This is a genomic window from Neoroseomonas alkaliterrae, from assembly GCF_014199195.1.
Taxonomy (GTDB): domain Bacteria; phylum Pseudomonadota; class Alphaproteobacteria; order Acetobacterales; family Acetobacteraceae; genus Neoroseomonas; species Neoroseomonas alkaliterrae.
In genome coordinates, this window is the sequence record NZ_JACIJE010000001.1 from 25,530 (window position 1) to 38,881 (window position 13,352).

Below are 13,352 nucleotides of genomic sequence, written 5' to 3' on the forward strand. Positions count from 1 at the left end.
GCCCAGTCCGCGCGGCGGCCCTTATAAGGGGGCGTTGCGCGGAGTGTCCATGCCACCCGGCGCCGGCTGAGGAGTGTTACATGAGCGAAGCGACTGCGCCCGCGCCACGCGGCCCGGCACCCGAGGCGCATCCCCTGGCCGCGCCCGCCCGGGCCTGGTTCGAATCGCTGCGCGACCGCATCTGCGCCGAGTTCGAACGGATCGAGGACGAGCTGCGCGACGGCCCGCACCGCGACCTCCCCCCGGGCCGCTTCGAACGCACCGCCTGGACCCGCCCCGAGGGCGGCGGCGGCGTGATGTCGGTGATGCGCGGCCGGGTCTTCGAGAAGGTCGGCGTCAACGTCTCGACCGTCTTCGGCGAGTTCTCCCCCGATTTCCGCAAGCAGATCCCGGGCGCGGAGGAGGATCCGCGCTTCCTCGCCACCGGCATCTCCCTCGTCTCCCACATGCGGAACCCCCGCGTGCCGGCCGCGCACATGAACACGCGCTTCATCGTCACCACCCGGGCGTGGTTCGGCGGCGGCGGCGACCTCACGCCGATGTTCCCCGACAGCCCCGAGGCGGCCGAGGACGCGGCCGGCTTCCACGCCGCCTTCAAGGCCGCCTGCGACAAGGCCGACCCCGGCTACTACCCGCGCTTCAAGCAGTGGTGCGACGAGTATTTCTTCCTCCCCCACCGCAACGAGCCCCGCGGCCTGGGCGGCATCTTCTACGATTGGCTCGGCGACCGCACCCCGGGCCACGGGCCGGAGGCCGACTTCGCCTTCACGAAGGATGTCGGCCTCGCCTTCCTCGAGGCCTATCCCGCCATCGTGCGCCGGCGCATGCACGAGCCCTGGACGGCGGATGAACGCCGCAGGCAGTTGATCCGGCGCGGCCGCTACGTCGAGTTCAACCTGATCCACGACCGAGGCACGCTGTTCGGCCTGCGCACCGGCGGCAATGTCGAGGCCATCCTGATGTCGCTGCCGCCGGAGGTCGCCTGGCCCTGAGCCTGCACCCGACCGGCATCCGCCGCCGCGCCGCATGAGCGCCGGCATGCCATCGCGCCATCACGACGATCCCGTGCGGGACGGGCGGTGCGCCGGATGACGCCCTTCGGCGCGCGGCTGCGCGAACTGCGCGCCCAGCGCGGCGTGACGCTGAAGGACCTCGCGGCGGCGCTGCAGGTCTCGGCGGCCTATCTCTCGGCGCTGGAGCACGGGCGGCGGGGCCGGCCCTCGCCCGGCCTCGTGCACCAGGTCAACGAGTTCTTCGGCCTGATCTGGGACGATGCCGAGGAACTCGCCCGCCTCGCCCGGCAGTCCCATCCGCGCGTCGTGCTCGACACGGCCGGCCTCGCGCCGGAGGTGACGGATTTCGCCAACCGCCTCGCGCGCGACATCCGCCTCGTCACGCCGGAGGCCGCCGCCCGCATGGCGCAGGTGCTCGACTCGCTGCCGAAGGGGCGGCGCTGATGCAGGGCGTGCCGGCCGGGCTGCTCGCGGGATTCGTCGGCTTCGCCTCCTCCTTCGCCGTGGTGCTGCAGGGGCTGTCCGCGGTGGGCGCGAGCCCGGCGCAGGCGGCCTCGGGGCTGATGGCGCTCTCGGTCGCGATGGGGCTGGCGGGCATCCTGCTCTCGCTGCGGCTGCGCCTGCCCGTCAGCGTCGCCTGGTCCACCCCGGGGGCGGCCCTGCTCGCCGCCACCGCCGCGCCCGCGGGGGGCTTCGCCGAGGCGGTGGGCGCCTTCCTCGTCTGCGGCGCCCTGCTGACGGCGGCGGGGCTGTGGAAGCCGCTCGGCCGGGCGGTGGCGGCCATCCCCGCGCCGCTCGCCAACGCCATGCTGGCGGGGATCCTGTTCACCCTCTGCCTCGCCCCGGTGCGCGCGGTGGCCGAACAGCCGCTGGCGGGGCTCGCCATCGTGCTGGCCTGGGCGGTGGTGGCGCGGCTGAACAGGCTGCTCGCGGTGCCGGCGGCGGTCGTCGTCGCCATCGGGGTGATCGCCGCCTCGGCGCCGCTGTCCGCTTCAGGCTGGCTGCCCGAGCCGGTGCTGGTCGCGCCGTCCTTCACGCTGGCCGCGCTGAGCGGCATCGCGCTGCCGCTCTTCATCGTGACCATGGCCTCGCAGAACATCCCGGGCCTCGCGGTGCTCTCGGCCAATGGCTACCGGCCGGAAGCCGGCCCGCTCTTCGCGGCGACCGGGGCCTTCACGGTGCTGGCCGCGCCCTTCGGCGCGCATGCGGTGAACCTCGCCGCCATCACCGCGGCGCTCTGCGCGGGCGAAGGGGCGGGGCCGGATCCGTCGCGCCGCTGGGTGGCCGCGGTCGTGGCCGGCGCCGTCTATGTCGTGTTCGGGCTGCTCGCCGGCGCGGTCACGGTGTTCTTCGCCGCCGCCCCGCCGGTGCTGATCCAGGCGGTGGCGGGGCTCGCGCTGCTCGGGCCGTTCGGGGCGGCCATGCTCGGCGCGGTGCAGGCGCCGCAGGGGCGGGAGGCGGCGCTGGTCTGCTTCGTCGTCACCGCCTCGGGCGTGGCCTTCCTCGGCATCGGGGGCGCGTTCTGGGGCCTGCTCGCGGGGGGCGGGATGATGCTGCTGGCACGCTGGCGGGCATGAGCGCGCGTCGGCTTCCCTGGGCGGTGATGGCGGGCATCCTGGCGGCCGTCGCGGCCACCCAGTTCGCCATGGGCCAGCCGCCGATCTGCACCTGCGGCTACGTGAAGCTGTGGGAGGGCGAGGTCTGGTCCTCGGGCAACTCGCAGCATCTGACCGACTGGTACACGCTCTCGCACCTCGCCCATGGCTTCATCTTCTACGCCATCCTGCGCTGGCTGCGGCCAGGCTGGAGCCTCGCCTGGCGCGCCGTCGCCGCGCTGCTGATCGAAGGCGCGTGGGAGGTCATGGAGAACACCCCGCTGGTGATCAACCGCTACCGGGACGTGACGGCCTCGCTCGACTATTTCGGCGACTCGATCCTCAATTCCTTCGGCGACGGTGTGGCGATGCTGGCGGGCTTCTTCCTCGCCGCGCGGCTGCCGGTCGCCGTTTCTGTCGCCCTCGTCATCGGCATGGAGGGGCTCGCGGCGTGGATGATCCGCGACAACCTCGCGCTGAACGTGCTGATGCTGCTCTGGCCGATCGAGTCCGTGCGCGAATGGCAGATGCAGGGCGCGCCGCCCTCGGTGCGCCCACCCCCCTGACACCGACCCGCAGGGAGCGGGTAGGCTCGGCGGCGAACGAGGGAAGGAAGCGGCCATGCTGCGCGTGTTCCTGGCGCATACGCCGGAGATGTTCGAGGGCTACTACGGCGCGCGCGCCCTCGCGGCGCTGCGGCAGCATGCGGAGGTGGTGCGCAACCCCGGAGCCGCGGTGCTGGCCGGCGCCGCGCTGGCCGAGGCCGCGCGCGGCTGCGAGGCCATCGTCGCCGACCGTGCGACCCCCGGCACCGCCGAGACCTTCGCCGCCGCCCCCGACCTCGTGGCCTTCCTGCGCGTCGCGGTGGACATCAGCACCATCGACGTCGCGGCCGCGAGCGCCGCCGGCGTGCTCGTCACCCGCGCCACGCCGGGCTTCGTGGACAGCGTGACGGAACTTGCCCTCGGCTTCATGGTGGACCTCGCGCGCGGCGTCTCCGGGCATGTGCAGGCCTATCGCCGCGGCGAGGAACCGCAGGGCCGCATGGGCCTGCAGCTCGGCGCGGCGACGCTCGGCATCGTCGGCTACGGGCGCATCGGGCGGCGGCTGGCCGAGGTGGCGCTCGCGCTCGGCATGCGCGTGCTGGTGAGCGACCCCGTCGCCAGGGCCGAGGACCCGCGCATCGTCCAGGCGGGTTTCGAGGATGTGCTCGCCGCCTCCGACATCGTCGTCTGCCTCGCCATCTCGGATGCCGGCACGCGCGACCTGTTCGGCGCATCGGCCTTCGCGCGGATGAAGCGGGGCGCGCGCTTCATCAACCTCTCGCGCGGGGAACTGGTGGACGAGGCGGCGCTTGCCGCGGCGCTGGACAGCGGGCATCTCGCCGGCGCGGCGATGGATGTCGGGCGCGCGCCGGACCAGCGGCCCTCACCCTTCCTCGCGCAGCGGGCCGATGTTGTGGCGACGCCGCACGTCGGCGGCATGACGCCTGAGGCCATGGAGCACCAGGCGATGGACACGGTGCGCCAGGTGGCCGCGCTGGCGCGGGGCGAGATGCCGGAGAACGCGGTCAATGCCGCGGCGGCGCATCGCCTCGCGCGGATCGGGGTGCGCTGGCCGTGATAGGTGTCGGCATCATCGGGCTGGGGCTGGCGGTCAAGCCGCATGCGCTGGCGCTGCGCGAACTCGAACAGGCGGGGGTGGCGCGCGTCATCGGCGGTCATGCGCCCTCGGCCGAGCGCCGCGCCGCCTTCGCCGCGGCCTGGGGCTGGCCGGTCTTCGATTCGGCAGCGGCGCTGCTGGCGCAGCCCGGTCTCGATCTGGTGCTGATCCTGACGCCGCCGCGCACCCATCTGCCGCTCGCTGAACAGGCGCTGGCGGCGGGCAGGCACATCCTGGTGGAGAAGCCGGTCGAATGGGACGCGGCGCGCGCCGAGGCGCTGGTGCAGGCCGCGCGCCGCGCGGGCCGCCGCGCCGGCGTGGTGTTCCAGCACCGCTTCCGCCCCGCCGCGCTGCGCCTGAAGCAGGCGATCGCGGAAGGTGCGCTGGGCGAGATCCTCTCCGCCTCCGCCTCCATCCGCTGGTGGCGCGACGAGGCGTATTTCGCGACGCCGGGGCGGGGGATGAAGGCGCGCGACGGCGGCGGCGTGCTGCTGACCCAGGCGATCCACAGCATCGACCTGCTGCTGCATCTGGCTGGGCCGGTGGCGGGCGTGCGCGGCATCGCGCGCACCTCCCCGCTGCGGGCGATCGACACCGAGGACATCGCCGCCGCCGCGCTGCGCTTCGCCAGCGGCGCGATCGGGGCGGTGGATGCGACGACGGTGGCGCGACCGGGCTTCCCTGAACGGATCGAGATCGCCGGCACCCGAGGCAGCGCGGTGCTGGCCGCCGAGCGGCTGGAACTGCACCTCGCCGGCGCGCCGGCCGAGGTGCTCGACCGCGGCAGCGCCGGCGGCGGCGGCGCCGATCCGATGGCCTTCGACCATGGCCCGCACCGAGCGATGATCGCCGAGATGCTGGATGCCATCGCGCAGGGCCGCGACCCCGCGAACGACATCGCCACCGGCCTGCCGGTGCAGCGGCTGATCGAGGCTTGGCTCGCGAGCAGCGCAAGCGGGCGGGAGGAAACGCCGTGAGCATCTCCGGCAGGACGCGGCTCTTCGCCATCCTCGGCGACCCGGTTTCGGTGGTGCGGAGTCCGGGATGGTGGAATGCGCTCTTCGCGCGCGCCGGCCGCGATGCGGTCTTCGTGCCGATGCAGGTCGGCGCGGCCGATCTTCCGCGCGCCTGGGCAGGGCTGCGCGCGATCGGCAATCTCGACGGTCTGGTGCTGACCATGCCGCACAAGCAGGCCGCGGTGCCGCTGGTCGATGTGCTGGGCGGATCGGCCAGGCTGACAGGCGCGGTGAACACGGTGCGGCGCCTGCCCGACGGCGGCTGGGAAGGCGAGATGTTCGACGGCGAGGGCTTCGTCGCCGGGCTGCGCGCGCGCGGCATCACGCCGGAAGGGCGGCATGTGCGACAGAAGGGCTGCGGCGGCGCTGGGCGCGCGATCGCCTTCGCCCTGGCCCGCGCCGGGGTGGCCTCGCTTGCGCTAGAGGATGCCGCGCCGGATCGCGCGGCATCGCTCGCGGCCGAGGTCGCCGCGACCTTCCCCGCCGTCGCGCGCGGGGGCGAGCCCGACCTGCTGGTGAACGCGACGCCGCTCGGCCTTTCGGTCAACGACCCGCTGCCATTCGATCCCGCGACGCTCTCCCCGCGCGTCTCGGTGGCGGATGTGATCCCGAACCCGGAGGTCACGCCGCTGATCGCCGCGGCGCGCGCGGCAGGCTGCGCCACCGCGACCGGCCGCGACATGTTCGAGGGCCAGGCGCGGCTCGCGGCTGCCTATTTCGGCATCGGGGCCTGACGCCGCCGTAACAGCGCACCCACGCCAGGGACAGACCACAGCGCCGCGGCAAGCGTCAGCGCGCAGAGCACCATGCTGATCGGCCGCGTGAAGAAGGGCGTGATGTCGCCGCCCGACAGCACCAGGCCGCGCAGCAGGTTCTTGTCGAGCAGGTCGCCGAGCACGATGCCGAGGACCAGCGGCGCCATCGGGAAGCGCAGCTCGCGCAGCACGAAGCCGACCAGGCCTGCGCCCAGCATCACCCAGATGTCGAACAGCCGCGAGGTGATGGCGAAGGCGCCCACGGTGCACAGCACGAAGACCACCGGCATCAGGCGTTCGCGCGGAATGAGCAGGATCCACAGCAGCGGCCGCACCAGCACGAGGCCGTAGAACAGCTTCACGACATCGGCGACGATCAGCATGGCGACGATCTGGTAGATGAACTCGGGCGCCGTGATCGCGAGCATCGGTCCCGGGTTGAGCCCGTGGATCATCATCGCCGCCATCAGCACCGCCGCCGGCGCCGAGCCCGGCACCGCGAGCGTCAGCACCGGGATGATGGCGCCGGGCACGCAGGCGCTTTCGCCCGTCTCGGCGGCCATCAGGCCCTCGATGCTGCCCTTGCCGAACTTCTCGCGCTCGGCGCTGGCGCGCTTGGCGGCGGCGTAGGAGGTCCAGGCGGCGATGTCCTCGCCTAGCCCCGGCATGGCGCCGATGAAGGTGCCGAGCGCGCCGGAGCGCAGGATGGTGCGCCAATAGGTCGTGACGTCGCGGATGCGCGGGATGACGGAATCGATCTTCGAGGAGACCGCGCGCACCGCCGGCCCGCGCATCGCGGAGAGCACCTCCGCCACCCCGAAGACGCCCACCAGCACCGGCAGCAGCCCGAGCCCGCCCGCGAGGTCCGCATTGCCGTAGGCGAAGCGCGCATAGGCGTGGTTCGCCTCCTGCCCGATGGTCGCCACGAACAGCCCGAGGAAGCCCGCGATGTAGCCCTTGAGCGGATCCCCACCCGAGAGCGAGCCGGCGATCACGATGCCGAACAGCGCGACCCAGGCCATCTCGTAGGAGCCGAACTGCAGCGCGAACTCGCCGAAGCTCGGCGCGAAGAGGGCGAGCATCAGCGCGCCGAACAGCGTGCCGAGCCACGAGCCCGCGGTGGAGATGCCCATCGCGCGCCCCGCAAGCCCCTGCCGCGCCAGCGGGAACCCGTCGAGCGTGGAGGCCGCGGAGGCCGGCGTGCCCGGGATGTTGAGCAGGATGGCGCTGCGCGAGCCGCCGTAGATCGCGCCGACATAGACGCAGACCAGCACCAGCATCGCGACATCCGAGCCCAGGCCGAAGGTCAGCGTGGTCAGCAGCGCGACGCCCATGGTCGCCGTCAGGCCGGGCAGCGCGCCGATGACGATGCCGATCAGCGTCGCCCACAGCGCGTGGAAGGCGGCGCCGCCCGAGAACACATGGCCGAACCCGCCGGCCAGCATGGACAAGGCGTCGGTCACGGCAGGCGCAGCAGGAACAGCTTCTCGAAGACGAGCGTGACGGCGAGCCCGGTACCGAGGCCGATCAGCGCAGCCTCCAGGATCCGGCGCGCCCGCCGCTCGGGGCCGCGGTTCCATTCGAAGGCGGCTGTGAAGGCGAAGACGAAGAGGGCCGAGGCCAGCCAGAACGGCACGCGCCCGACCAGCACGCCCGCATAGAGCACGCCCAGGGCCGCGGCGAGCAGCAGGCGCCGCCCCTCGCCCGCACCGCGCCGCGCCGCGCCGCCGGCCGACCAGCCGCCGCGCCGGATGGCGCGCAGCCCGAGCAGCAGCGACAGCGCGGCGATCATCACGCCATAGAAGCCGGGCACGATGCCGGGCGCCGTCAGCCCCGTGCCGGACTGCTCGACGAAGCGCGGCATCGCCAGGGACTGCTGGACGATGGCGACACCCAGCGCGAACAGCACCGCAGCGGTGACGAGGTCCGCGCGCGGCGAGGCGGGCGCGCGTTCCCCGGCGAAGGGGGACGCGGCCTCGGCCTCGCTCAAAGGCGCTGGATCCCGAGCGTGTCGGGCGAGACGCGCGCCTTGCCGCCGTCGAAGTAGAGCCAGGCGGTCTGGCGCACCATCTTCCACGCCTCGTCATGCGCTTGCTGGCCATGCAGCGGCGTGAACAGCGCCGCGCGCGCATTGGCGTAGTCCTTAAGGCGCTGGGAGTTCGCGATGGTGCTGGTCCAGAGCTGGGTCATGGTCGCGACCACGTTCTGCGGCACGCCCTTCGGCGCCCAGATGCCGAAGTAGTTCAGCGGCGCGGGAATGCCCGGGATCCAGCGCCGCACCGAGGGGATCTCGATCGCCGGCACGTTGCCCTGCGCGGCCAGCGTAACCGGGTTCTCCGCCTGCACCGCCAGCGGGATCAGCCGGCGCGCGCGGATCATCTCCGCCGCCTCCACCAGCAGCACGGCGCCGAGCGGCGTCTCGCCGCTCACGGTCGCGATCATCGCGGGGTTGCCGCCGTCATAGGTGGCGTGGCGGTATTGCAGCTGCGTCGCGGCGCGCAGCGCCTCCATCATGTTGTGCCCGGCCGAGGAGACGCCCGCGGTGGCGACGCCGATGCCCTGGCCGCGCGACTTCAGCGCCTCCAGCGCCGCGCCGAAGTCGCGGAAGCCCGACTGCGGGTTCGCGACCAGGATGTTCACATTGGCCACGGCGAAGAAGAGGTGCCAGTCGCTCAGCTGCGTGTCGAGCAGGCCAAGCACCTTGTAGCAGCCGACATCCACCGCCGCGCCCGCGGCCCAGGTCAGCCCGTCCCGCGCCGCCTCCATCGCGTTGCGCGTGCCGATCGAGCCCGAGGCGCCGGGCTGGTTCACCACCACGACGCGCTGGCCGAGCGGGCCTTCGAGCTCGGCCGCGACGATGCGCGCCATCTGGTCGGTCGAGCCGCCGGCGGCCCAGGGCACGATGATGGTGACGGGGCGCTCGGGCCGCCATGTGCCCTGCGCGCGCAAGGTTGCGGGCGCCGCGAGCCCCGCGGCGGTGGCGAGGAGAATGTGCCTGCGCAGCATGTCCTTGGACCCTTCCCTCATCTGCATGCCGCGTGCATCGCGGCATCGCGCCTCGGTAACCCGGCGGTTACCCGGCATCGTGCTGCCGTCCTTCCGCCGCCGTCAAGCGCGCGGCGGTGTCAGCCGAACTCGGGCCCGGCGACGGCGGCGAGCAGCGCGGGATCGCCGGGCGTGTCCGCGCCCAGGGCCATGCGGGTGAAGGGGCGCTGGGCCCGCCCGCCATGCACCGCGAGCCATTCCGCGAGGCCGAGGCGCGCATCGGGCAGGTCCAGCACCACCGTTCCCGGCAGGGCGGCACGTCCGGCGGCGATCAGCGCGCGGGCGGTGCCTTCGCCCGCCGCCACGACAGGCCCGATCTGCGGGCCGCGCGCGCCGTCGCGGGCGAGCGCGAAGCCCGAACCATCCTCGGCGACGAAGGCCGCGCGCGGCATGCGCGCGGCGAAGTCGCGCAGCAGCGCCTCGCGCGGCGCGCCGAAGGCCGCGGCGTCGAGCGCCAGCACGGCGGGCCAGTCCGCCTCGCGCATCGGCCGCACGCCGGCACCGGCCGCGAGGCCCTCCGGCAGCGCCCATCGCGCGAAGCCCCAGAGGTCGCGGAAGCCGAGCCGGCGATACACCTCCCGCCCTGCCGGCGTGGCGTCCAGCGCGGCGCAGCGCATGCCGCGCAGCGCCTTGACCGCCCAGCGCATGAGCGCCGTCGCATGGCCGCGGCGCCGCATGTCCGGCCGCACCAGCACCATCGAGATCCAGGCGAGGTCCGGCCCGTAGCGGATCACGGCCGCCGTCGCGGCCAGCGCCTCCTGCCCGTCGTCCAGCGCGCGGCCCTCGCCCCCGGCGAGGAACAGCGCCCAGTCGCGCTCCACCTGGTTCCAGCCGACGAGGCGCGAGAGTGCCGCGCCGCGCGGCAGGTCGGCGGGCGAGAGCGTTCGCATCTCCATCCGGCGATGCGACGCCGCCGCGTGCAGGCCGTCAAGCGCTTGACGCGCGCGCCGCGCCGCCGCCCACTCGCGCGCATGGCGATGCCGCGCATCCTGCTGATCGGCTGTGGCGCCTTCGGGCGCGTGCACGCGGCTGCGCTGCGCCGCCTGGAGGCGCCAGCGCAGGCCTTCGACCCCGACGCGGCGGCGGCGGAGGCCACGGGGCTGCCAATCGCGCCGACGCTCGCCGAAGGGCTTGCCGCCTGCGATGCCGCCATCGTCGCGACGCCGGTGCCGACGCATGTCCCGCTCGCCAGCACGGTGCTCGCCGCGGGGTGCGATCTCTTCCTCGAGAAGCCGGCCACCGAGACGGCCGCCGAGGCCGCCGCCCTCGCGTCGCTGGCGGAACGCGGCGGACGCATCGCGCAGGTCGGCCTCTATTTCCGCTTCCATCCCAAGGCGGTTGCGCTGCGACGGATGGTGGCGGCGGGCGAGTTCGGACACCTGCACTACCTCGCGGCGCGCTTCTCGGGGCTGAAGCGGGCGCGCGGCGACTCTGGCGCGCTGCTCAACGACGCGGTGCATTTCGCCGATCTGCTGCCCTGGATCGCCGGCGAGGCGCCGGCGCGCGTGTTTGCGACGCTGGCCGACCCGCTCGGCCGCGGGCGGGAGGATCTCGCGGTGATCCAGATGATGTTCCCCTCTGGCCTCACGGCGCTGATCGAGGCCGGCTGCGTGCTGCCCGGGCGCTGGCCGGATGCGGTGGTGCCGGGGGCGGAGACGCGCAAGGAAATCGTCGTCGCCGGCCGCGCCGCGCTCGCCGAGGTGGATTTCGCCGCCGAGACCTTCGCGCTGCGGCGCGGCGCGCATGAGCCGGCCGAGCAGGGCGCCTGGCTGCCGCGGCACGGGCCGCGCGAGGATCCCGGCATCGCCGCCGCGGACCCGGTGACGGTGGTTGCCGCGGAACTCGCCGCCTTCATCGAGGCGGTGCGCGACCGGCGCCCGCCCGAGGCGGGGCTGCGCACCGGCGCGCTGGCCCCGGCGCGCATCCTGGACGCGGCGCGGCGTTCCGCGCTTGAAGGGCGCGTGGTCGCGCTCGAGGAGATCGCCTGATGCGCATCAGCCTGTGCAACGAGGTCGTGCGCGGCCTCGACTTCGCCGCGCAATGCGCGCTGGCGGCCGGGCTCGGCTATGACGGGCTGGAGGTCGCGCCCTTCACGCTCGATGCCGAGGCGCCGCACCTGCTTCCCGCCGCGCGGCGCGCGGCGCTGCGCCGCGCCGCGGCCGATGCGGGCATCGCGATCACCTCGCTGCACTGGCTGCTCGTCGCGCCGGCGGGCCTTTCCATCACCACGCCGGATCCGTCGCTGCGCGCGCGCACGCTCGACGTCATGGAGCGGCTGGTGGCTCTGGCCGCGGATCTCGGCGCGACGCTGCTCGTGCACGGCTCGCCGGGGCAGCGGCGCGTCGCGGGCGAGGGCGACGCGGCGCGGGCCGAGGAGGCGATGGCGCGCGCGGGCGAATGGGCGGCGGCCCACGGCGTGACCTATTGCCTGGAGCCGCTCGATGCCGGGCAGACGAACTGGTGCACGACGGTCGCGGAGGCAGCGGCGATCGTCGCGCGCATCGGCAACCCGGCGCTGCGCACCATGCTCGACACCTGCGCGGCCGGCAATGGCGAGAGCGACACCGTCGTCGCGCTGCTCGAACGCTTCGTGCCGGGCGGCATGATCGCGCATGTGCATCTCAACGACCGCAACAAGCGCGCGCCCGGCCAGGGCGGCGACCGCTTCGGCCCGGTGCTCGATGCGCTGCGGCGGACCGGGTATGCCGGGTTCGCCGCCGTCGAGCCCTTCGAATACGTCCCCGATGGCCCGACCAGCGCCGCGCGCGCCATCGGCTATCTCCGCGCGCTCGAGGAAGGACACGCATGACCGCGCCCCGCTTCCGCCTTGTCGAGACGCAGCGCTTCGAATCGCCGTTCAGGCTGCGCATGCCCTTCCGCTTCGGCGTCATCACCGTGACGCACGGCCGCCAAGCGGTGATCCGCGCGCGCATCGCCCTGGAGGACGGGTCCGAGCATTGGGGAGTGGCGGCGGAGACGCTGGCCGCGAAGTGGTTCGACAAGGATCCGCGCTGGACCGACGCGCAGAACGAGGACCAGTTGCGCCGCGCGCTGGAGATCGCCTGCGCGGCCACGCTCGCCGCCGGCCCGAACACGGCCTTCGGGCACTTTGCGGACGCCTACGCCGGGCATGTCGCCGCCTGCGGGGCGGAGGGGTTGAACCCGCTGGTCGCCGCCTACGGCCGTGCGCTGCTCGACCGCGCCATGCTCGATGCGCTGCTGAAGGCGAAGGGGCTGGCCTTCGCTGCGGGGATGCGCGCGAATCTCGGCGGCATGGCGCCGCACGCCGCGGTGCCGGACCTGGCGGGCTACGATTTCGCCGCGATGCTGGCTTCGCTGACGCCCGCGCGGCGGATGCACGCGCGCCATACGGTGGGCCTCGTGGACCCGATCACCGCCGCGGACCAGTCCGAGCGCGTGGATGACGGCCTGCCCGAGACGGTCGAGGAGGTCGCCGCGACCTACCGCCACGCCTGGTGGAAGCTGAAGGTCGGCGGCGATGTGCGGGCCGATGTGGATCGCCTCTGCCGGATCGCCGCGGTGCTCGACAGGCTGCACGGCTACCATGCCTCGCTCGACGGCAACGAGCAGTACGAGGATGCGGAGGGCGTGCTCGCCCTGTGGCGCGCCATGCAGGCCGAGCCGCGTCTCGCCCGCCTGAACGCCTCCATCGCCTTCATCGAGCAGCCGGTGAAGCGTGCGCGCGCGCTCGACGGCGCGATGGGCGCGCTGGCGGCCGAGCGCCCGGTGATCGTGGACGAGAGCGACGGCCCGCTCGATGCCTTCGTGCAGGCGAAGTCGCTGGGCTACACGGGCATCTCGTCGAAGGCGTGCAAGGGGGTCTGGCGCTCGCTCATCAACCTCGCGCGCTGCCGCGCCTGGAACGCGACGCTGCCGGAACCGCGCTACTTCATGAGCGCGGAGGATCTGACGACGCTTGCCGGCGTCTGCGTGCAGCAGGATCTCGCGCTGGTCTCGGCCATGGGCCTCGTTCATGTCGAGCGCAACGGGCACCACTTCGTGGACGGCTTTTCCGGCCGGCCGAAGGCGGAGGCGGTGCGCTTCATGGAGGCGCATCCCGACCTCTATGCCGACACGCCGCATGGCCCGCGCCTCGCCATCCGCGAAGGCATGCTCGACCTCGGCTCGGTGGTGGATGCGCCCGGCCTCGGCGCGGCCATCGAGCCCGACACGCAGGCCATGGACCCGATGCCCAGGGCCGCGTGGCCACCGGCCTGATGGCCCCCATCCGCACGCCACGCCGAG

At 73.9% G+C, this 13,352-nt stretch carries 14 protein-coding genes; 10 read left to right on the forward strand and 4 right to left on the reverse strand.

The window, feature by feature from the left end:
* The first annotated feature begins 80 nt into the window (after positions 1 to 80).
* The 7 genes from hemF (at position 81) to FHS88_RS00170 (ending at position 6,020) form a co-directional block, all read left to right on the forward strand.
* Positions 81 to 992: an oxygen-dependent coproporphyrinogen oxidase gene (gene hemF / locus FHS88_RS00140; RefSeq protein ID WP_184480015.1), complete on the forward strand. Its 912-nt coding sequence runs from the start codon at positions 81 to 83 to the stop codon at positions 990 to 992.
* Positions 993 to 1,088: 96 nt separating this feature from the next.
* On the forward strand, positions 1,089 to 1,457 hold the full coding sequence (locus tag FHS88_RS00145; RefSeq protein ID WP_184480017.1) for a helix-turn-helix domain-containing protein: 369 nt from the start codon (positions 1,089 to 1,091) through the stop codon (positions 1,455 to 1,457).
* On the forward strand, positions 1,457 to 2,590 hold the full coding sequence (locus FHS88_RS00150) for a benzoate/H(+) symporter BenE family transporter (protein WP_184480020.1): 1,134 nt from the start codon (positions 1,457 to 1,459) through the stop codon (positions 2,588 to 2,590). The genes FHS88_RS00145 and FHS88_RS00150 overlap by 1 nt, the downstream gene beginning before the upstream one ends.
* Entirely contained in the window at positions 2,587 to 3,174 is a 588-nt protein-coding gene (locus FHS88_RS00155; protein WP_184480023.1) for a DUF2585 domain-containing protein, read from the forward strand. Before FHS88_RS00150 ends, FHS88_RS00155 begins: the two co-directional genes overlap by 4 nt.
* A 55-nt stretch (positions 3,175 to 3,229) precedes the next feature.
* Positions 3,230 to 4,231 (forward strand): NAD(P)-dependent oxidoreductase, encoded by a 1,002-nt coding sequence (locus FHS88_RS00160; RefSeq protein WP_184480026.1) that lies wholly within the window; start codon positions 3,230 to 3,232, stop codon positions 4,229 to 4,231.
* On the forward strand, positions 4,228 to 5,247 hold the full coding sequence (locus FHS88_RS00165; RefSeq protein ID WP_184480029.1) for a Gfo/Idh/MocA family protein: 1,020 nt from the start codon (positions 4,228 to 4,230) through the stop codon (positions 5,245 to 5,247). The genes FHS88_RS00160 and FHS88_RS00165 overlap by 4 nt, the downstream gene beginning before the upstream one ends.
* Positions 5,244 to 6,020 carry a shikimate dehydrogenase gene (locus FHS88_RS00170; RefSeq protein ID WP_184480032.1) on the forward strand — a complete coding sequence of 259 codons (777 nt, stop codon included), beginning with the start codon at positions 5,244 to 5,246 and terminating at the stop codon, positions 6,018 to 6,020. Before FHS88_RS00165 ends, FHS88_RS00170 begins: the two co-directional genes overlap by 4 nt.
* Here the strand turns inward: FHS88_RS00170 and FHS88_RS00175 are convergent.
* The 4 genes from FHS88_RS00175 to FHS88_RS00190 form a co-directional block, all read right to left on the reverse strand.
* Positions 5,999 to 7,504, reverse strand: coding sequence for a tripartite tricarboxylate transporter permease (locus FHS88_RS00175; RefSeq protein WP_338146301.1), 1,506 nt, complete (start codon positions 7,502 to 7,504; stop codon positions 5,999 to 6,001). The genes FHS88_RS00170 and FHS88_RS00175 overlap by 22 nt on opposite strands.
* Entirely contained in the window at positions 7,501 to 8,031 is a 531-nt protein-coding gene (locus FHS88_RS00180; RefSeq protein WP_184480035.1) for a tripartite tricarboxylate transporter TctB family protein, read from the reverse strand. The genes FHS88_RS00175 and FHS88_RS00180 overlap by 4 nt, the downstream gene beginning before the upstream one ends.
* Positions 8,028 to 9,047, reverse strand: coding sequence for a tripartite tricarboxylate transporter substrate binding protein (locus tag FHS88_RS00185; protein ID WP_184480037.1), 1,020 nt, complete (start codon positions 9,045 to 9,047; stop codon positions 8,028 to 8,030). The genes FHS88_RS00180 and FHS88_RS00185 overlap by 4 nt, the downstream gene beginning before the upstream one ends.
* Before the next feature lie 119 nt (positions 9,048 to 9,166).
* Positions 9,167 to 9,982 (reverse strand): GNAT family N-acetyltransferase, encoded by an 816-nt coding sequence (locus FHS88_RS00190; protein WP_184480039.1) that lies wholly within the window; start codon positions 9,980 to 9,982, stop codon positions 9,167 to 9,169.
* A 75-nt stretch (positions 9,983 to 10,057) separates the two neighbouring features.
* Here FHS88_RS00190 and FHS88_RS00195 point away from each other — a divergent pair, with 75 nt between their 5' ends.
* Genes FHS88_RS00195 through FHS88_RS00205 form a run of 3 tightly spaced genes read left to right on the forward strand, consistent with a single transcriptional unit; the run spans position 10,058 to position 13,325 of the window.
* Positions 10,058 to 11,074 carry a Gfo/Idh/MocA family protein gene (locus FHS88_RS00195; RefSeq protein ID WP_184480041.1) on the forward strand — a complete coding sequence of 339 codons (1,017 nt, stop codon included), beginning with the start codon at positions 10,058 to 10,060 and terminating at the stop codon, positions 11,072 to 11,074.
* Positions 11,074 to 11,895: a sugar phosphate isomerase/epimerase family protein gene (locus FHS88_RS00200; RefSeq protein ID WP_184480043.1), complete on the forward strand. Its 822-nt coding sequence runs from the start codon at positions 11,074 to 11,076 to the stop codon at positions 11,893 to 11,895. The genes FHS88_RS00195 and FHS88_RS00200 overlap by 1 nt, the downstream gene beginning before the upstream one ends.
* A complete protein-coding gene (locus FHS88_RS00205; RefSeq protein ID WP_184480045.1) occupies positions 11,892 to 13,325 on the forward strand; it encodes a mandelate racemase in 1,434 nt (477 codons plus the stop codon). The genes FHS88_RS00200 and FHS88_RS00205 overlap by 4 nt, the downstream gene beginning before the upstream one ends.
* The last annotated feature ends 27 nt before the right edge of the window (positions 13,326 to 13,352 follow it).

Coding starts and splice junctions, on each gene's coding strand:
- hemF (WP_184480015.1), top strand. CDS start 81: ATGAGCGAAGCGACTGCGCCCGCGCCACGCGGCCCGGCACCCGAGGCG.
- FHS88_RS00145 (WP_184480017.1), top strand. CDS start 1,089: ATGACGCCCTTCGGCGCGCGGCTGCGCGAACTGCGCGCCCAGCGCGGC.
- FHS88_RS00150 (WP_184480020.1), top strand. CDS start 1,457: ATGCAGGGCGTGCCGGCCGGGCTGCTCGCGGGATTCGTCGGCTTCGCC.
- FHS88_RS00155 (WP_184480023.1), top strand. CDS start 2,587: ATGAGCGCGCGTCGGCTTCCCTGGGCGGTGATGGCGGGCATCCTGGCG.
- FHS88_RS00160 (WP_184480026.1), top strand. CDS start 3,230: ATGCTGCGCGTGTTCCTGGCGCATACGCCGGAGATGTTCGAGGGCTAC.
- FHS88_RS00185 (WP_184480037.1), bottom strand. CDS start 9,047: ATGCTGCGCAGGCACATTCTCCTCGCCACCGCCGCGGGGCTCGCGGCG.
- FHS88_RS00190 (WP_184480039.1), bottom strand. CDS start 9,982: ATGGAGATGCGAACGCTCTCGCCCGCCGACCTGCCGCGCGGCGCGGCA.
- FHS88_RS00195 (WP_184480041.1), top strand. CDS start 10,058: ATGGCGATGCCGCGCATCCTGCTGATCGGCTGTGGCGCCTTCGGGCGC.
- FHS88_RS00200 (WP_184480043.1), top strand. CDS start 11,074: ATGCGCATCAGCCTGTGCAACGAGGTCGTGCGCGGCCTCGACTTCGCC.
- FHS88_RS00205 (WP_184480045.1), top strand. CDS start 11,892: ATGACCGCGCCCCGCTTCCGCCTTGTCGAGACGCAGCGCTTCGAATCG.